The 18,827-nt window shown below is 51.4% G+C and carries 17 protein-coding genes and 1 pseudogene; 10 read left to right on the top strand and 8 right to left on the bottom strand.

The window, feature by feature from the left end; translation table 11 throughout:
• Window positions 1-136 precede the first annotated feature (136 nt).
• Together EFBL_RS05965 and EFBL_RS05960 are read left to right on the top strand one after the other, a co-directional pair.
• Window positions 137-2,278, top strand: coding sequence for a transglycosylase domain-containing protein (locus EFBL_RS05965; RefSeq protein WP_096181226.1), 2,142 nt, complete (start codon window positions 137-139; stop codon window positions 2,276-2,278).
• Between the two features lie 126 nt (window positions 2,279-2,404).
• On the top strand, window positions 2,405-3,592 hold the full coding sequence (locus EFBL_RS05960; protein WP_096181225.1) for a pyridoxal phosphate-dependent aminotransferase: 1,188 nt from the start codon (window positions 2,405-2,407) through the stop codon (window positions 3,590-3,592).
• Window positions 3,593-3,619: 27 nt separating this feature from the next.
• Here the strand turns inward: EFBL_RS05960 and EFBL_RS05955 are convergent, their stop codons facing one another.
• Complete coding sequence (locus tag EFBL_RS05955) at window positions 3,620-6,166, bottom strand: sensor domain-containing protein (protein WP_165912716.1); 2,547 nt, start codon at window positions 6,164-6,166, stop codon at window positions 3,620-3,622.
• A gap of 220 nt (window positions 6,167-6,386) precedes the next feature.
• Between EFBL_RS05955 and EFBL_RS05950 the strand changes: the two genes are divergently transcribed.
• From EFBL_RS05950 to EFBL_RS05930, 5 genes are all read left to right on the top strand, one after another.
• Window positions 6,387-6,596 carry a hypothetical protein gene (locus tag EFBL_RS05950; RefSeq protein ID WP_096181223.1) on the top strand — a complete coding sequence of 70 codons (210 nt, stop codon included), beginning with the start codon at window positions 6,387-6,389 and terminating at the stop codon, window positions 6,594-6,596.
• A 263-nt stretch (window positions 6,597-6,859) separates the two neighbouring features.
• Complete coding sequence (locus tag EFBL_RS05945) at window positions 6,860-7,132, top strand: AbrB/MazE/SpoVT family DNA-binding domain-containing protein (protein WP_165912717.1); 273 nt, start codon at window positions 6,860-6,862, stop codon at window positions 7,130-7,132.
• An 18-nt stretch (window positions 7,133-7,150) separates the two neighbouring features.
• Window positions 7,151-7,567 (top strand): type II toxin-antitoxin system VapC family toxin, encoded by a 417-nt coding sequence (locus EFBL_RS05940; RefSeq protein ID WP_096181221.1) that lies wholly within the window; start codon window positions 7,151-7,153, stop codon window positions 7,565-7,567.
• 246 nt (window positions 7,568-7,813) lie between these two features.
• On the top strand, window positions 7,814-8,056 hold the full coding sequence (locus EFBL_RS20900; RefSeq protein ID WP_096181220.1) for a hypothetical protein: 243 nt from the start codon (window positions 7,814-7,816) through the stop codon (window positions 8,054-8,056).
• On the top strand, window positions 8,028-8,768 hold the full coding sequence (locus EFBL_RS05930) for an SIR2 family NAD-dependent protein deacylase (RefSeq protein WP_096181219.1): 741 nt from the start codon (window positions 8,028-8,030) through the stop codon (window positions 8,766-8,768). The genes EFBL_RS20900 and EFBL_RS05930 overlap by 29 nt, the downstream gene beginning before the upstream one ends.
• 576 nt (window positions 8,769-9,344) lie before the next feature.
• Here the strand turns inward: EFBL_RS05930 and EFBL_RS05925 are convergent.
• The 4 genes from EFBL_RS05925 to EFBL_RS05910 form a co-directional block, all read right to left on the bottom strand.
• A complete protein-coding gene (locus EFBL_RS05925; RefSeq protein WP_096181218.1) occupies window positions 9,345-10,034 on the bottom strand; it encodes a LutC/YkgG family protein in 690 nt (229 codons plus the stop codon).
• Window positions 10,027-11,466, bottom strand: coding sequence for a LutB/LldF family L-lactate oxidation iron-sulfur protein (locus EFBL_RS05920; protein WP_096181217.1), 1,440 nt, complete (start codon window positions 11,464-11,466; stop codon window positions 10,027-10,029). Before EFBL_RS05920 ends, EFBL_RS05925 begins: the two co-directional genes overlap by 8 nt.
• On the bottom strand, window positions 11,463-12,203 hold the full coding sequence (locus EFBL_RS05915; RefSeq protein WP_096181216.1) for a (Fe-S)-binding protein: 741 nt from the start codon (window positions 12,201-12,203) through the stop codon (window positions 11,463-11,465). Before EFBL_RS05915 ends, EFBL_RS05920 begins: the two co-directional genes overlap by 4 nt.
• Before the next feature lie 157 nt (window positions 12,204-12,360).
• Window positions 12,361-12,579, bottom strand: a complete 219-nt coding sequence (locus EFBL_RS05910; RefSeq protein ID WP_096181215.1) for a hypothetical protein — start codon at window positions 12,577-12,579, stop codon at window positions 12,361-12,363.
• Between the two features lie 140 nt (window positions 12,580-12,719).
• Between EFBL_RS05910 and EFBL_RS05905 the strand changes: the two genes are divergently transcribed.
• Window positions 12,720-13,421, top strand: coding sequence for a hypothetical protein (locus tag EFBL_RS05905; RefSeq protein ID WP_096181214.1), 702 nt, complete (start codon window positions 12,720-12,722; stop codon window positions 13,419-13,421).
• A gap of 51 nt (window positions 13,422-13,472) precedes the next feature.
• Here EFBL_RS05905 and EFBL_RS05900 read toward each other — a convergent pair whose 3' ends face one another.
• Window positions 13,473-13,859 carry a hypothetical protein gene (locus EFBL_RS05900; protein ID WP_096181213.1) on the bottom strand — a complete coding sequence of 129 codons (387 nt, stop codon included), beginning with the start codon at window positions 13,857-13,859 and terminating at the stop codon, window positions 13,473-13,475.
• A 339-nt stretch (window positions 13,860-14,198) separates the two neighbouring features.
• Between EFBL_RS05900 and gerQ the strand changes: the two genes are divergently transcribed.
• A complete protein-coding gene (gerQ, locus tag EFBL_RS05895; RefSeq protein WP_096181266.1) occupies window positions 14,199-14,705 on the top strand; it encodes a spore coat protein GerQ in 507 nt (168 codons plus the stop codon).
• 767 nt (window positions 14,706-15,472) lie between these two features.
• Window positions 15,473-16,753, top strand: coding sequence for an isocitrate lyase (gene aceA, locus EFBL_RS05890; protein ID WP_096181212.1), 1,281 nt, complete (start codon window positions 15,473-15,475; stop codon window positions 16,751-16,753).
• Between the two features lie 10 nt (window positions 16,754-16,763).
• Here aceA and EFBL_RS05885 read toward each other — a convergent pair whose 3' ends face one another.
• Both EFBL_RS05885 and EFBL_RS20895 read right to left on the bottom strand, forming a co-directional pair.
• Window positions 16,764-18,305, bottom strand: coding sequence for an HD domain-containing phosphohydrolase (locus EFBL_RS05885; protein WP_096181265.1), 1,542 nt, complete (start codon window positions 18,303-18,305; stop codon window positions 16,764-16,766).
• Between the two features lie 302 nt (window positions 18,306-18,607).
• A pseudogene (locus EFBL_RS20895) lies at window positions 18,608-18,827 on the bottom strand (hypothetical protein); the annotation flags it as partial.

Raw genomic sequence — 18,827 nt, 5'->3', positions numbered from 1 at the left:
AACAATTTTGACATCCGAAACAAACCAGGTTTGTATTTTGAGAAAATCCCCATTTTGCCATGAACTGTGAAGTTTACCTCCTACCATTTCTGCCCATACTGGTTGCTAGTGTACCAGTGCGTAAGGAGGTGGCATCATGATCGACAAACCGAATCTGACAGAAGATACCTGGACCGGGTCGGAGCCGTTGGCAGCGCCCAAACAGTCCCCAGCTAGGACGGTGGAGGCACATTCCCTGCCAACCGCCATGCAGGATCGCGTCCGCAGAAGAAAGACCCTGTTGATCCGATTGGGGCTTTATTTTGCTGCCGTTACTTTTCTATCCGGTTTCCTTCTTTATTTATACATGCGCTTTGCACCGCTGCCCGCAAGCGACTTGACCACGCATTCCCGAATTGTCTCCGCCGATGGGGCACTGTTGGCCGATCTGCTGAACAACGGGCAAAATCGGGTCCGAGTGGACATTCGTGAAGTGCCGCAAGACCTGCAGAATGCCACCATTGCCATTGAAGATGCCCAATTCTACCAGCACAGCGGGTTGAATCTGCGCGGAATCGCCCGGGCGCTCTATGTCAACTTGAAAAACAGGGAACTGATTGAAGGCGGTTCCTCCATTACTCAACAGCTGGCGAAGGTGATGTACCTTTCCCACGACCGCACCTGGTCGCGGAAATTTCGTGAGATGCTGCTCACCATCCAACTGGAAACCCGTTACTCCAAGCAGGAAATCCTGGAGTTATACCTGAATGCCGTCTACTACGGCCACGGCGCCAACGGGGTCGGAACGGCTGCCAAGATCTATTTCAACAAATCAGCGACGGATCTCAATCTGGCAGAGTCGGCCCTGTTGGCGGGAATCCCGAAGGGCCCGACCTTCTTCTCCCCCTTCAGCGACCAGAACAAGGCGAAAGAACGGCAGCAGCAAGTCCTGCAAGCCATGGTGCGACACGGCTACATCACGCAGGAACAGGCAGATGCGGCCTATAAGCAGAATCTCCATTTTGCCGAAAAAAAGGACATTCAGAACGGTGCGGCTCCCTACTTTACCCGGTACGCCACCTGGTCGGCCATCAACCTGCACGGGGTTCCTGAGGAGGAATTGTACCGGAGCGGGCTGACCCTGCAGACTACCCTGGATTTGCACATGCAGAAAGCGGCGGAAGCGGCCATCCAGAAACATCTGCCGCAGGTTCCCGGATTGCAGGCGGCACTGGTGGCGCTGGATCCCAAAACCGGCCACATTAAAGCGATGGTCGGCGGACGGGACTTCAGCCAGTCTTCCTTTAACCGGGTGCTGGCGACCCGGCAGCCCGGCTCCTCGTTCAAGCCCTTTGTTTACCTTTCCGCACTGGAAAACGGAGCGTCACCGGTCCGTATGGTCAAGAGTGAACCGACCACCTTCAACTACGAGAAAGACAAGTATTATGAAGTGAAAAACTTCAATGACCAATACGCCTATGACTATATAACCATGCGGGAAGCCATCCGCAAATCCGACAATGTCTACGCGGTGGCAACCATCATGGAAATCACTCCGCAGCAAGTGATCGAAACGGCAAGGCGATTTGGCATCGAAAGCGAACTGAAACCCTATCCTTCCCTGGCTCTTGGCGTGTTCCCCGTCTCTCCTCTGGAGATGGCCAAGGCATATGCCGCACTGGCCAATGGCGGAACGCTCCTGGAGCCTACAGCAATCCGGCAGGTAGTGAATGCCTACGGCCGCGAAATCTACCATCGGGAAAGGGCGTCTCAGCAAGCGGCCAACCCGCAGAACGTGTTCATACTGACCGATCTTATGAAAAGCGTCTTTGAGCCGGGGGGAACAGCGGCCCGGGTTGCGCCATCCGTTGCCAACCGCGTCGTGGCAGGAAAAACCGGGACCACCGATACGGATGCCTGGATGGCGGGATACTCCCCCAACCTGGTGGCAGTGGTTTGGGTGGGATATGACAAAAACCATCTGCTGAACACAAGAGAATCCTACGCGGCAGCCCAGATCTGGGGAGAATTCATGAAGACGGCCCTGGAAAACACACCGGCAAGCGATTTCGAACGTCCGGAAGGACTGTTGGAGCTTACTATTGATCCTACAACCGGGATGCTGGCTACACCCAACTGTCCTCAGGTACAACGGGAATTCTTTCGGATTGGAACCGAACCAACAGACGAATGCACCGAACATCCGGCCTCGGGCTTCAATCTGGACATCCTGAATCCGGAACAAGGAAAGTCCGGTATCAAAAAGTTCTGGAAATGGTTCCGCGGGGGAACCGACTGACCATTGTTTCACTGAATTGTACCCTGCTGCCAGTTGACGGCTCCCTTTCCTTGGCGTACTGTAGATATAATGGAGTTTTCCAGAATATCGGAAACAGCACCGAATCTGGTTATGGAGGGAATCTGGATGGCATTTGGATTATCTGATCGGATCAAGGCGATTGCCCCGTCACCCACGCTGGCCATTGACGCGAAGACCAAGGAATTGGTGGCGCAGGGTGTCGACATTATCAATTTGAGCGTAGGGGAGCCGGACTTTGGCACTCCTGAACCCGCTGCACAGGCAGCGATCGAAGCAATCAAGCAGGGATTCACCAAATACACAGCGGTGCCGGGCATCAACGACCTGCGCAAAGCCATTGCCAAGAAGTTGAAGGACGAGAACGGCCTGGATTACGAGATGGATGACATTATCGTGTCCAACGGCGCGAAGCACTCTCTTTACAACGCTTTCATGGCCATTCTCAACCCGGGGGACGAAGTGATCCTACCGGCCCCTTACTGGGTGAGTTACCCGGAAATGATTCGCCTGGCGGAAGGCGAACCGGTGGTCATCGCAACCGACGAATCGACCGGCTTCAAGATCACGCCGGAGATGCTGAAACAAGCGATCACACCCAAAACAAAAGCGCTGCTGCTCAATTCGCCGAGCAACCCGACGGGTGCCGTTTACTCTCCGGAGGATCTGAAGGCGCTGGCGGAAGTGATGGAACAGCATGAGTTCTATGTCATATCGGACGAAATCTACGAAAAAATGGTCTACGGCGTAGAACAGATGTCGATAGCATCCGTGTCGGAAGCCATGAAGAAGCGGACCATTCTGGTTAACGGATTCTCCAAAGCGTTTGCCATGACAGGCTGGCGCGTGGGATATATCGCCGCTGACCGTGCCATCGTGAAAGCGATGACCAGTTTCCAAAGCCAGACTACATCCAATCCCGCTTCCATTTCCCAGAAGGCGGCGCTGAAGGCTCTGGACGCGTTTGACCCCAACGTCATTGAAGCGTTCCGCAAACGTCTGGACTATGTGATGAAGCGGCTTGAGGAGATGCCGCTGATCAAGTGCATCCGTCCGCAGGGCGCATTCTATGTGTTCCCGAACGTGGCGGACATCATTGGCAAGTCCTACAAAGGGACGAAGATTGATTCGGCCAATACCTTTGCCACCCTGCTTCTGGAGAAGGCCAACATCGCCCTGGTTCCGGGCGAAGGCTTTGGCGCCCCCAACAACATCCGCATCTCCTATGCGGTGTCTGACGAGAATCTGGCGAAAGCGATGGATCGTCTGGAAGGATTCCTGAAAGAGGTCGAATAATACAACCAACAGAAAGGCACGCATCGCTTACACGTGCGTGCCTTTTTTGCTTTTCATGCTCTTCAGCATGGATTCAATTTCCTCGCCCGGGACCGGTTTGCTGAAGAAATACCCCTGTACAACGTCACATCGCCGTTGTTTCAGGAAGTCCAGCTGTTCCTGGGTTTCCACTCCTTCCGCCACCACTTTCAAATTCAGGCTGTGAGCCACCGCAATCATGGCATTGACAATGACGGCATCATCTGAGTCCTGATTGATATCATGGACAAAGGTTTGATCGATCTTCAGAAAATCCACCGGGAACCGTTTGAGATAGTTCAGTGAAGAATACCCGGTGCCGAAATCGTCGATGGAAATGGAGACCCCAAGCTTCTTTATCTGCTGCAGAATATCAATGACATTTTCCGCCTGGTGCATGGCTGCGCTCTCCGTAAGCTCCAGCTCCAGCCAGCGGGGATCCAGCCCGGTTTCCCGCAGGACATTTTGCACCGTTTGGGCCAGGTTGCCCTGTTGGAATTGGCGGGCCGACGTGTTGACCGCAATCCTCATTTTTGCATATCCTGCGTCCTGCCACTCCCGGTTTTGTCTGCAGGCTTCCCACAGAACCCATTCCCCAATGGGGACAATCAAGCCCGTCTCTTCCGCAAGAGGAATGAACTGGGCGGGAGATATCAAGCCCTTCTCCGGGTGATGCCAGCGGATAAGGGCTTCCAGCCCAATAACACGGCCTGTTCGAATACTGATCTGAGGCTGGTAATAGATCTTGAATTCTTTGCGTTCCAGCGCTTTGCGCAGATCGTTCTCCAATGTCAGCCATTGAACCCAGTCAGAGCTGAGAACCGGAGCAAAGAATTGGTAATTGTTCTTTCCCTGTTCTTTGGCCCTGTACATGGCAGAGTCCGCATGCTTCATCAACGTCTCCGCATCCTCGCCGTCATTGGGGTACACCGCAATCCCGATGCTGGTTGTGATATGAACCTCCAATCCATTGATAAAAATCGGTTCTTTCAGTGCCCGGAAGACCCTCTGAACAGTGCCCAACGCATCTTCCGCTTCCTTGATGCCCGGAATCAACAGAGTGAATTCGTCCCCGCCCATTCGCGCCACAACTTCGTTGTCACCCCTACAGTCCTGCAGACGATCCGCAATGATTTGCAGCAAGCGATCCCCCGCTCCGTGACCGTAAGTATCGTTAATGACTTTGAAGCGATCGAGGTCGAGAAATACAACGGCCAATTTTTCCCCTTGTGCCTTGGCATGTTGCAGCCCCACCCGCAACTGTTCCTGGAAGAAGCGACGGTTGGGCAAATCGGTCAGTATGTCGTGATAGGCCATGTGGTTGATGGTCTCGATTGCCTTGTTGCGGGCGGTAACATCCCTTGCAATTCCATAAACCCCAACAATCCGGTTGTTCACCACAATCGGTACATTCTTGACGTGAATTTGCAATATCTGTCCTTCATTGTGAATGACAGACACCTCATAATCCTGGGGGTCGCCTGCCTTGGCTTTATTAAAGTGGGTGATTGCTTTTTCCACGTCTTCCGGTACTACCAATTCGATCATGTTCCGGTTGCACAGTTCTTTCGCATGGTACCCGGTAAGTTTCTCCGCTGCAGGGTTGACCGTCAGCAATTTGCCATACAGATCCACTGAGTAAATCGCGTCCGAGTTGTTCTCGACAATCGATTTGTACCGCTGTTCACTCTCTTCCAATTGCAGCTTGGCCCTTTTCTTGTCGGTAATGTCACGGACGATCCCACGGAAACCAACCGGTTGATCGTAGACATCCTTAATCAAAGACACCGAAATCTCAGCAACCCGGGACTCCCCTTGTTTCCCCTTTTGGGTATGATACTCGAACTCCATGCTTTTCACAGGTTCACCCGTTACAAATACCCGGTTAAAGGCGTGCAAGAGCTTCTTGGCGTTCTCTTCATCGGTATAATTCCGGTGATTCAGCCCTATCAGTTCATCCTCCTTATACCCCAACATGTTGCATAAGGAGGAATTGGCGAATGTGAAGTTCCCATAGATATCGACTTCATAGTAACCGTCTTTCAGATTCTCAATGATCGTATAGTACTTTTCGTCACTCTCCCGGAGAACTTTCTCCGTAAGCTTCCGGTCTGAGATGTCGCGGGAGATTGCCAGCAGCATCTTCTGGTTATTGGATACCACATACCGGAGATTCGTCTCTACCGGAATTCTTGTATTCTGCTTGGTGAAGAAGATCCATTCGTAAGTGGCCTCCCCTTTTGACGACAATTGTTGCTTGACTTCGTCCATTGGAATGACACATTCGGGGGCGAAGATCTTCAACGACGGCAGCGCCATTAACTCCTGCCTGGAGTATCCCAGTTTCTCACAGGCCCGGCTGTTCACCTCAATCAGTTTCGGCTCGTAGTCGGGAGAAACCTCATATATAAAGATCATATCGTTGGCATAATGAAGCAACCCCAGAAACCGGTTTTCACTGGATTGAAGCGCTCGCTCCGCTTTGCGCTTGTCCAGGTAGCCGGTAACGGCAAAATAAAGCAGCAGGGAGCCCAACAGGTATACAGCAGTGGTCACATGCATCACACCCGGTTTCTTTATTAGGTGAATGTAATTATATCATAATTCAGATAAATTTTTCCAAATTGAAATTTTCAGGGGATTCCCTGACCTTTTTCAGGGAATTCACCGATGTTTAAAATTTTTGTCACGAAATATACTAATTCCAAGATACCAACAAATAGTTAAATTGATCAGTTAACTCAGGGACCATTGCGGGGAAGGAGGAAGAACGTCAATGATCGGAGATTACGGAATCGAATTGGGTCTGATATTGATGCTGCTGAGCCTTGCCACTTTTATTGTTCTTTTGGTCCGGGAAGAGGATTTTTCCCGTAACGAAAAAAAAGTGCCAGAAGGAAAACAGAAAACGCTGACTCCCAGTCCCAGCCATCGAACTTGTCAGCACACCAATTGTCCTTATCGAATTTCTTGTCAGTCTGCATAACTGGGGCGTCCGTCCAATTGCCAAAAGTCTCTTTATGTGACGCGGTTTGGGCCAAATTTGTGCTTTGGTTGGTATAACCTTTCATTGGTTAGATAAATACTATAACGTAATACAAAAATATTATGGTAAGAAAAAATATAAACATTTTACTTTTGCGTTTTGTGTGATATAGTATTACTTGATTGGGGGGTAATTGAATGACCAAGGAGGGTATGAGGAACTTTGAGGGACGAGTATTTTCCGGACCTGAAAGGAGGGTCGGAATGCTAACAACCAAAGTATCTTCAAAAGGCCAAATCGTGATTCCGTCGGATATCCGTAAGGCAATTAAATTAGAGGAGGGAGATACTGTTACATTAGAAATCTTGGGGGAAGGAAAAGTACTATTGCGACCAGTCAAAATGAAGCCTTTGAAGTCGCTGCGCGGCGCATTAGCTCCCAAAGATGGAATCGGTGTGGAACTGGATTACAAAGCACTTCGTAACGAGGCATGGCAGGCAGTGGCGGATAAGAAACGTTCCAGAAAGGAAGAGTGATTATGTTTGTATCCTAATATGTTCTTCGCAGACACAAATTTTTTGGTAAGCTATTTTGCAGGTGATTCTAACTCGCATCATGCAGAAAGGGTCATGGAAGAGATTGAAGCTGGGAAAATCAGGTTAATTATCCCAGTTGGTGTGATTCAGGAGTGTTGTCATATCTTTGAGAAGGCAGAGCGTTTTGCACTTCCCAAAGAGAAGATTGCAAATACCTTAATCCCCTTTCTGCTGACCTCAGGAATCGAAGCAGAAGACCGAGATGTTGTAGTGGCAGCGCTCCGAAAATTCCATGAGAAAAACGTGGATTTCATGGATGCGTACCTTGCAGCTCGTTCTTCTGCTTCTGGTGTTCCAATTGTATCATTCGATAAAGATTTCAAGAAGTTGGATTGCCAAGTCTACAACCCTCAAAAAGACAAGGTGGGACGATAACGAAGAGAATTGATGCAGGACGACAACTGAATATTGGCCAACGGGGATCCTGTCAAAAGTTACAGGGTCTTTTTATTTTAAGGAAGTGTGTAACCGCTATGTTCTTATCACGGATTACTGTCGTTGCCGTTCAATTGTCAGCTTTCGGCTGGCAGTTTTTTTTTGCGATGTACCAGCACGGGGTCGTATACCAGTAACTGGAACCCTGTTGTATACTTGGGTTACCAAACTGAGGAGGAGATTTGTGTGGGAATATTTGTTGCATTGGTGGCATTTGTGGTTATACTTGCCATCATTGGAAGCATAACGGGAAGCAGAAAATCTTCATCCGGAAATAGACGGCGGGGTCATGACGGGGATAGCGGGTATGTGGGAACTGGATATGACAACGACTCCGAATCCCGGAAGTCCTGGTTCGACGGTTGGGGGGACAGTGGCGGTTCCGACGGTGGAGGCGGCGATGGCGGAGGTGGCGGAGGTGGGGATTAAGCAATTGGCACGATGGCTTCAAGAGTCCGGTTATACGGTTGTGCTTACGGGGGCTGGCATGTCGACGGAGAGCGGCATCCCCGATTTTCGATCAAAAAGCGGCTGGTGGCGGAATATCGACCCGGGAACAGTTGCGTCAATTGAAGCTCTCGAGCGACACTATCCCCTTTTTCACGAGTTTTACAGCACCCGAATCAAAGCCCTCAGCACCATTCAACCTCATCAAGGGCATCTGATTCTTGCAGACTGGGAGCGACACGGCCTGGTTCGTTGCGTAGCCACCCAGAATGTGGACGGACTGCACCAGGCAGCCGGAAGCGAAAATGTCCTGGAACTGCATGGTTCCATCCGGTCGGTTCGCTGCCAAGGGTGTGACAATCCAGCACTCATGGACGATTTCCTGGCCAAGAAACCCTGTCCCACCTGCGGCGGGCGTTTGCGGCCAAATGTGGTCCTGTTCGGGGAGATGCTGCCGGAAGACGCGTGGAACGAGGCCCTTGCAAATATCACCCGGGCCGATCTGGTGCTTGTTATCGGCACCAGTCTCCAGGTCTACCCCGTCAACCAGCTTCCCTCCGTAACCCGTGGGCGAATTGCCATCCTCAACGCAGAAGCCACCGACATGGACTCCATGTTTGACCTTGTGATACACGGCAAGGCGGGGCAGACGCTGAAGTCGATTGATGAGTTGCTTAAGACAGGAAATACTTAGTCAATAGAAGAGGCTATCCCAAAACAATGGGACGGCCTCCTTCACAATTAACGGCATTCGGTGCCGCTATTGCAAGTCAACTCCTGCCTTAACTGCACCCTGTGCCGCTATTGTATGCCAGCTTCTGCCTTAACGGCACCTTGTGCCGCTATTGCAAGCCAACTTCTACCTTAACGGCACTCTGTGCCGCTATTGCAAGCCAACTTCTACCTTAACGGCACTCTGTGCCGCTATTGTATGCCAGCTTCTGCCTTAACGGCACCTTGTGCCGCTATTGTATGCCAGCTTCTGCCTTAACGGCACCTTGTGCCGCTATTGTATGCCAGCTTCTACCTTAACGGCACTCGGTGCCGCTATTGCAAGCCAACTTCTACCTTAACGGCACTCTGTGCCGCTATTTGACCCGAGATGGGCTGGTTCGGAGGAATAAAAACATGCGGTGCCGCTATTTGACCCGAAACGGGCTGGTTCGGAGGAATAAAAACATGCGGTGCCGCTATTTGACCCGAAACGGGCTGGTTCGGAGGAATAACGGCACCCAGTACCGCTATTATGAACCAGTTGCTGCTCTTGGCGTTACTTAATTATCAAAGCGTACACCTTCTTCGGTCCGTGAACGCCGATGGACAGGTCATTCTCGATGTCGGCACTGCGGGATGGACCTGTGATGAAGTTGACTCCGGCCGGCAGTCCGCCTTCGCGGCCCATCTGGTCCATCTTTACCATGACTTCCCCGATTCTTGTCACCAACTGCTCCGCCCGAAAGATCGCAATGTGAATGGGCGGCAAAAGGCTTACCGACCGCGCCTTCTCACGCGAAGAGAACAGCGCCAGGGTGCCTGTGTCTGCCACCGCGTAATCCGCCCAGGTAATTCCCGCTTCCGCATCGTTGGCAATCTCTTTCATGGATCGGGTCTCACCCCGTCCCCAAATTTCCATTTTCGCGCCAAGGGATTCGAATAAGCTGTCGACCCCTAAATTTTCAAGCTCGGGATGATCCCAGCGGATCAGGTGCTTCAGATTTTCTTCCTGAGCCCACCGCTTGAGGACCTCAAGCGCTTCCGCCTCCGAGTCCACAACTTCGGCCACGCCGGTCAGCGCCCTCCAGCTTTCGCAGAAACGCTGGATCTTTTCTTCCTCCGACAACTTAAACTCGCGCCAGAAGTCAGGGGCACCGATTGCGTCACGTTTTGGTTTCTCCTTAAGCGGTTCGGTGCGACCCAACCGGTTGGCAATCCGTTGCAGAAGGGCTTGTTCCTTATTCATGGTCCCCGCCTCCCTTCAACTCTCCCGAAAGCTTACTCCACTGCTCTCGGAATGATTGCTTCGCAGGGGACGGGAAGTGGCGGGCATGGGTCCAGCCCATCATATTCAACGGCCCCTTCTCAATAAATCCGTCCCTGGCCATAAACGGCACCATCAACCGCGCCGCTTTCATCGACAGTTTGTACCTTCCCGGCCTCGCAAATGTTTTGCTCCAAGCTTTAAAGGCCATCTGTTCCCATTTCGGGGCAAGGCCCAGCTTCACATAGCGGGCACGGTGACGAACCAGCATGTCATGCAGAGGAATTCGCACCGGACATGCTTCTGTGCATGCGCCGCAAAGACTGGATGCGTAAGGCAGATCCCCCCATGTTTCCATATCATCGCGAAGCAGCGGCGTCAGAACGGCCCCAATCGGCCCCGGATATACGTCGCCATAAGCGTGACCGCCAATGTGACGGTAGACGGGACATACGTTGAGACATGCACCACAGCGGATACAATTCAACACTTCCTGGAACTCTTCATCGCCAAGAATCTTGCTGCGTCCGTTATCTACAATGATCAGATGGAATTCCTGCGCACCATCCAGATCCCCTTCCTGACGGGCGCCGTTGATGACGGACACGTAGGTGGTGATCTTCTGCCCGGTGGCGCTGCGCGGCAGCAGGTTCACGAAGGTTTCCAGGTCTTCAAAAGAAGGAATCAGCCGCTCCATACCCATAAACGCGACATGCACCGGCGGCAGAGTGGTTACCATTCGCCCGTTTCCTTCGTTGGTAAACATCACAATCGATCCGGTTTCGGCAATGGCAAAGTTACAACCGGATACCCCGATATCTGCTTGCAGGAACGCTTTCCGCAGCTGCCTGCGGGCGAAAGCGGTCAGGGTCGGCGTGTCTTCCGTCAGGTTTTCCCCGCTGATTTCGTTGAATTTGTCCTTGATCTGATAGCGGTTCTTGTGAATGGCGGGCACGATGATATGAGAGGGGGCCTCACCGAACAGCTGGATGATGTATTCCCCGAGATCGCTCTCGATCACTTCCACCCCGATGTCTTCCAATGCCTTGTTCACATGCACTTCTTCCGACACCATGGATTTCGACTTGATCACACTCTTTGCGTTCTTCTCCCTGGTGATCCGGAGGAAGATGTCCACCGCTTCCTTGGCGGAATCGGCAATATGCACATGGCCCCCTCGCTTCTTCACATTCTCGATCAACTGACCGAGATAATAGTCAAGATGTTCCACCACATGGGAACGAATGCGGCTCCCCTGTTTTCGCCATTCCTCCCAATTGCCGAGTGCTTCGCTTGAAGACAGCTTTCCGCCTTCCAGCCGATCCGTTGTCTTCTTCACCGCCGCTATCAGCGTCTCATCGGCAATCGCATGCTTCATCCTCTCTTTCAGAGGAAGCGCCGGTTTTACGCTCATGCTTTCACCCCTTCCCGTACGCCTTCCCAGAGAACTTCCGCCACGTGCATTACTCTGACGGGCGCTCCCTCATAGCGCAAACGCCCACCGATGTTCATCAAACAGCCCATGTCGGTTCCGCAAAGAATCTCCGCCTTCGTCTCCAGTACATGCTGTGCCTTCTCCGCCACCATGGCAGCCGATACTTCGTGCATTTTCACGGCAAAGGTTCCGCCAAATCCGCAGCAATCTTCGGCAAAAGGCAGGTCTACCAATTGCAGACCCTGCACATTTTTCAAAAGTTCAAGCGGCTCGTGCTTAATCCCCATCATCCGCATTGCATGGCAGGAAGGATGATAGGTGACCGTCTTATCCAACCGTGCACCCAGGTAGGTCTTGCCAACCACATTTACGATGAACTGCGTTAATTCATAGGATTTCTTCACAAACTTGAGAGCCCGGTCTTCCCACTTCCGATCCCCTTCAAACAGCAACGGGTAATATTCATGAATCATCCCTACACAGGAGCCTGATGGCCCCACCACGTACTCACTCTGCTCAAATGCTTCAATCATCGTCTTGGCGACTTCCTTCGCCTCATCACGGTACCCGGAGTTAAAGGCCGGTTGTCCGCAGCAAGTCTGCCCTTCGGGAAAATCCACCTGCACACCCAGCCGGTCCAACAGGCGAACTGTGCTTTCGCCCACATTCGGGTAAAAACTGTCGGCCAGACAGGTAATAAACAAAGATGCCTTCATACAGAACCTCCCTCAATATTCCAATCAATTTCCAGACGTAAGCGATTTCATTTTACTATTCATTATACATGAACTTTGTCCGAAAAGGTATGATGACCTGATGATATACAGAAAAAACACCTGCAAGTTTGCAGGTGTTTATCCCGTTCCGGTTTGCTTAACATTCTTCACTGCCTTCCAGTTCGCCTTCCCCGTCCGCAAACTTGCCGTCGTTGACAATGGAGATGAGACCCTCCTTGTCCAGTTCGCCAAGGACCTCGAACAGGCTGTCTTTCTTCGTGCCGGGAAGTTGGGCCACAAAGCTGTTGATTTCCTCCGCAGTCGCTTTCTTCAGGAAATGAACTCCGCCATGTTTTCCGTAGAAAGATTGCTCCATCGATCATACCCCCCAACCAAATGGTTCTTTGTCTAATGTGCCCAATCTTGGTTGTTTTACACACTTCTCCGAAGGCACTTCCATACCATGAAAAAGAGGGCAACCGTCTAGCAGCATCCCTCGTTTCAGGAGGTGGCAACGTGGACCCACGAAGACCGAACGGCCGGGGAAGCCGCATGGAAAACCAGCTGGCAGCATCCAGACGAAACGGGGGTTCTTCCCGGAAGAAAGCAAACGGTCGGAAACCGGCCCCCTCACCGAAGACCGGCAAACCGTCCGCTTCCCCTTTATCAGGTAACTGGTTCTCGGCTGAAAATATCAACAACCTGCGAAACATGTGCAAAAACGGCTTGAAATTCCTTCAGCAGGCGGACATGTGGCTGGACACACTTTATCTTGCGTCTGACAGCCTTTCCAAAAGCGGTGTTCTCAAGAAACTCGTCCAGACGAAGGGCAAAGGCCTGTCCACCGGTGATTTCGCAAGCCTCTTGATGGCATTTATGAACACGCCGGTGGCTGACCAATTTTTCAAGGGTGGGGCAACCGATTCCAATCCGGAAGGGACATCGAATTCCAAAACGCAATCACCAGCCGGCACACCTGACCAACGTCCTCAGCAGCAAGCTCTGCCGAGTCCACAAGAGCAATTCCCAGGCTTTCCGTCGGCACCCTACCCGACCGCACCAGGAGCCAGACCTGCCCAACCTGGCGGACAGCCGGGGCCACAAGCATGGCCTGGACATATGTACGGGGTTCCCCCCCAATATCCGCCATTTCCCCCATACGGATATGTACCGGCACCCGGAACCAGGCAAGAACACCCCACACAACAACCCAACTAGCAAAAAGAAAGACTGCGAACTTGTCGCAGCCTTTTTTCTTGTTGTTGATGGTTACTTGATAAACTTGTTAAATTCGTCCATCGATTTCGGATCGATTTTGCCTTGTCCGTATTTTTGCAGAACCTCTTTCGGGTCTTGCGGTTGGCCGCCTTTTGTGGCGTCCTTGTAGGCTTTCATGAACTGGTCCAGGCGCTCTTCACTGACCGGCAGCTTCATTGAAGTTGCCAGCTGTTTGGCCAGATCTTTTACTTTGTCTACATCCTTCCAGTCTTCCGGTTTTGTATTTTTCACCTGGTTGAGGGCATCCAAGAGGCTGCTTTTGTTGGCTTGCTTCATCCGCTCCTTGAGAACTTGCATTGCGTTGACGGGCTCCTGCCGCTTGGGTGTCTCCGGCGCCTTGGCTTGCGACCCTACTTTGGATTTGCGTTTTTTTGCCACGAGTCGACCTCCTGTCTTGTGTCATGAGATATCAATACATACTACACTCCACGCAAGAGGTTCGACCCATGCATTCGCCCAAACTCGGAAAAAAACCCAAATTGGAATCTCCAATAAAATTGGGCTCCATGTGGGCGCACCTTTTTCATATGGGCAAGTTCCCATTTTTTATCCTTGCAATACATTGGTATTGAAGTTCGTTTTGGGCGAGGTGGAGACATGGCCGTTATAAAGGCAACATCTGAAGACAGGAAGCTGCTCGGGCGACTGCCCAAGAGTTTATTTATCAGATAAAAGGAGTGAATCACTTTGTATTACTGGGTCCCCGATTACAGACAGATGACCTATCCTTACTATCCCTATTCCCAATATGGCATGATGCCGCAAACCATTATGCCCGGTGTGGTGCAACCGGAACTGGAAACCGACATCCCAACGCAGTACACCCAGCCGCAATTGCCCACTGGTCAACAACTACCTTCCATTCCGGTTCCAAGCGGCGCCGAGCTCCCCATGGTTCCGGATGCAGCAGCAGTTCCCACGGCGGAAGAGTCCTACATCGAGAACATCCTCCGCTTTAATCGAGGGAAAATCGGCACATTTTACTTCACCTATGAAAACAACAGCCAGTGGAACGCCAAAGTTTATCGTGGGCGTATCGAAACAGCAGGACGCGACCATATCATCATCAGCGATCCGCAAACGGGCAAACGTTACCTGCTTCTGATGGTCAATCTGGATTGGGCGGAATTTGACGAACCTCTGGCTTACATCCCACCCCAAGTTCCGCCGTTCTTGCAGCTGACGACCGGAGGCGAAATGATGAGAGATACTCCCCAAGACTAACCTGCCCATCGGAAGGGTCAAGACACATCCCCCGCCGTCTTGGCCCTTCTTTGCTGTTCTCCCACTATTTGACCTAATAAATGTATCTGAAAATACGCCGGACGGTTTGTGGAAAGTCTTCGGCGGCAAGATGCCCCCCTTGGCCGATAAAACCAGATTCAATGGAGTCTGTCGTGAAATAACGATTTCACCGAATTTTTTCAATAGGGGCCATCCTGGTGATAGCCCCTTTGTTTTTTACTCAAGTTTTACAATAGGACTGCATTTCGGTCTTATTTTGTCGATTCAAAGATACTCCCAGAAATAGGACTGTTTTTCAGTCCTATATGTTATTTCTTGCTTGTTCACCTGGAAACTCACCCGAATAAGACTGAAAATCAGTTCTATTCTTGAAATCAAGGGGTTCTCTGCCAAATTAGGCTTGGTCGCACCGAAAGTTAAATTCTTTACATAACCTAGTCCCCTATACCTCCCTGCTAAATCAATTTGTTATCCAACATTGTGGATGATCTCGCATCCACAATTCTCATCCTTACTTCTGATCCAAATACTCATCAACAAGTTCCCACCCACAACGTTCTATAACAAATCTGATCGATCCGGATGGCAGTACCTCTGCCTCAATCCGAAAAAAATTTCAAATAACTATTGTGCAAACAAAACCAACTGTGTTATAGTACACACATAAACAATAATCTGTTATATAATACATTAGAGTCAAGCGGCCTAAGGAACGTAAGCGGCCAATTAAGAGGAGGAGAGGAAACATGACTCGGGAAGAACAAGTAAAGCAACTGCAGGAAAGTTGGAAGGCTGACCGTTGGAAAGGAATTGAGCGTCCGTACACGGCGGAAGACGTGGTTCGCCTCCGCGGATCCGTGCAGATCGAGCACACCCTTGCCCGGCTTGGCGCAGAGCGCCTGTGGAAGCTGTTGCATACGGAACACCATGTGCATGCGCTTGGGGCATTGACCGGAAACCAGGCGGTTCAACAGGTCAAGGCCGGACTGAAAGCGATTTACCTCAGTGGCTGGCAGGTCGCCGCCGATGCCAACCTGGCAGGCCAGATGTATCCGGACCAGTCCCTCTATCCGGCCAACAGTGTGCCGCATGTTGTGAAGCGAATCAACCAGGCACTCCAACGTGCCGATCAGATTCAACATTCGGAAGGCAAAGGTGACACCTACTGGTTCGCACCCATCGTGGCGGATGCGGAAGCAGGCTTTGGCGGCCCGCTGAACGTGTTCGAACTGATGAAGGGCATGATCGAAGCGGGTGCTGCTGGGGTACACTTCGAAGATCAACTTGCATCCGAGAAAAAATGCGGCCACATGGGCGGCAAGGTACTCATTCCAACCCAAGCGGCCATCCGCAACCTGGTCGCAGCCCGACTGGCTGCCGACGTCATGGGGGTTCCGACAATTCTTGTGGCTCGTACCGACGCTAACGCAGCGAACCTGCTGACAAGCGATGTGGATCCGCGTGACCAGGAGTTCATTACAGGCGAACGTACAACTGAAGGTTTCTTCCGCGTGAAGGCGGGCCTCGATCAGGCGATTGCCCGCGGTCTTGCATACGCACCTTATGCAGATCTCATCTGGTGTGAAACTTCCGAGCCGAATCTTGACGAAGCACGTCGCTTCGCCGAAGCGATCCATGCGAAGTTCCCGGGCAAACTGCTCGCTTACAACTGCTCTCCTTCCTTCAACTGGAAGAAGAAACTGGACGACGCCACTATCGAGAAGTTCCAATATAAGTTGGGAGAAATGGGCTACAAGTTCCAATTCGTTACTCTGGCCGGATTCCATGCCCTCAACTACAGCATGTTCGAACTGGCTCGCGGCTACAGAGACCGCGGCATGGGCGCCTACTCCGATCTGCAGCAAGCTGAATTCGCAGCTGAAGTTCATGGTTACACCGCAACCCGCCACCAGCGGGAAGTGGGAACCGGCTACTTCGATGAAGTGGCGCAAGTCATCGCAGGAGGCACTTCCTCCACCACCGCTCTTACCGGTTCCACCGAAGAAGAGCAGTTTACAACCGTTTAACCATCGGGTGTCACCCAGGCATCTCTTCAGGCTCCACCCCCTCGTGAGCCTGGGAGATGCCTGTTTTTCCTTCCTCAAAGGATTCAATAAACAGCCTCGTCAACTCTGGATCCCACTGGGTCCCCTTGCCTTCATTCAGAATCAAGAGGGCTTTCTCCACAGGCATTCCCATTCGGTAGGGACGGTCACTGGTCATGGCGTCAAAAGAATCAGCCACTGCGATAATTCTTCCAAACAAGGGGATTTGGTTCCCCACCAAACCGTCCGGATATCCCTTTCCGTCATACCGTTCATGGTGGGATCGGACACCAGGCAGCAGCGGGGCCATGGCTTCCGCAGGCTGGATCTTGCGCAGCAGGCTCTCTCCCAACTCCGGATGGAGTTTGATCCACAGAAACTCTTCGTCTGTCAGTTTGCCTTCTTTGAGCAGGATGGCGTCGGGGATCGCGATTTTGCCGATGTCGTGCAGGAGAGCCGATTTTTTCAGGTAAGCCAGTTCTGTCTGGGACAGTCCGGCTGCTTGTCCAATTCTTACCGAATATTCCGCCACTCGGACCGAATGCCCTGCCGTATAGGGATCCCGGGCATCCAATGCTCCCGCCAGTGTGACAAAATAACTGTCAATGAGCTGCTGGTTCATCAGGTCCCGTCGCTGCAGCCCTTCCACCATGTGGTTAAAGCCTGCCACAACTCGCGAGAATTCATCGGAATAAGTGTCTGCCGCCCGGACCTGCAAATCCCCTTCCTTAACCCTTTGCATCACATGCTGCATATGTTCGATCGGCTGTTGAATGTTGCGGGACAGAAGCCACGCCCCCAGGGTGGCAAAGCCGATTCCGATGATCAGAATGATTCCCGCCCATTGCCAGTAGTTCCAAAAATCAATGCCCGACATTCGACCCAAATGAAACAGAGATGCAAGACAAAACAGACTAAGGGGCACGGTTCCAATCAACAGGGCGCTTACCAGAAATTTTTCCCTTAGGGAAACAATGACCGCCCCCTCCAGCGGAACGTCCACCATATACATTTCTCTTGTCAGATAGCGGATGTGATCCAAGACGGGCCGGATTGCTTCCGTCGTCAGGAAAAATTCGATCACCGAGTGCATCCCCGCAATCAGCAGCGCCCCGACAGCTGCAAAAACCACGTAATAATAAGGCACTTGAAAAAGTCCCTGCTGAACACCCCATATCGACAATGCCATAGCCGGCAATGAGAAGCCGAATGCGTGCGGTCCGACAATTCGCTTGGCAGAAAGAACCGGAAATTTGAGTGTCTGCAGGTATCCATTCCGGATTTCCTCCAATGTGGGGATCGGCTCCTCAAAAGTCCTGCGAATCGGTCGTATTTGTCTGAAAAAAACGATTGACTCCACAGCAAACATCATCAGGGAAGACAGTACAAAGACTGCCGCCACGAACCACATTTCCGGCCGGGTCAAATGCAGGGTGGAGAAGTTCAGGATCCCCCCAACCCCCACAACGGTGATCATAGTTCCAAGTATATAGTTGCGAAGCAAGGTACGAAGAAAAACGTTGTATACATTCATGCTGTCATCCGAATCCCTTGCAAATTTATTCAATTCTTCTTTTTTCGGCAAAATTTGACAAATTCCTTTCCAACCCCAAGGGTCTTTTGGTTTTTTTTGTGATGTCCCCCAAATTTTGATCTCTTAAACGAATCCTATGAGTGTCGTAGAATCGACTACGTACCAATTATTTTTATTCATAAAGGAGCCAAGTCTGAAATCCTTATCAAACGCACGTAACAATGAAAATGAGCATGCCAAATAAGCCGTGCAACTAGACGACCAAATATAAAAAAATGTATTACATGCAGCTTTGAAGGAAATCAGGTTGCAACCGCCATAATCCGGTACCCCTGGGTTTTGGCTAACGAAATCGCTTGTTCTACCGTGATTTCACGGTGTACTGGACGAACATCGGATTTTTTATACAAATCAGGGTTATAGGGTTCTCTTTGTTCTTCAAGATGTGATAGATGGCCGTTAGCAGCATACGAGCAATGGCAATAATGGCGCGCTTGTGGCCTCTGCGTTTCTTCAGTTGCA

It is taken from the genome of Effusibacillus lacus, assembly GCF_002335525.1.
In the GTDB taxonomy this organism is placed as follows: domain Bacteria; phylum Bacillota; class Bacilli; order Tumebacillales; family Effusibacillaceae; genus Effusibacillus; species Effusibacillus lacus.
This window is presented reverse-complemented; position numbering and strand designations above follow the sequence as displayed.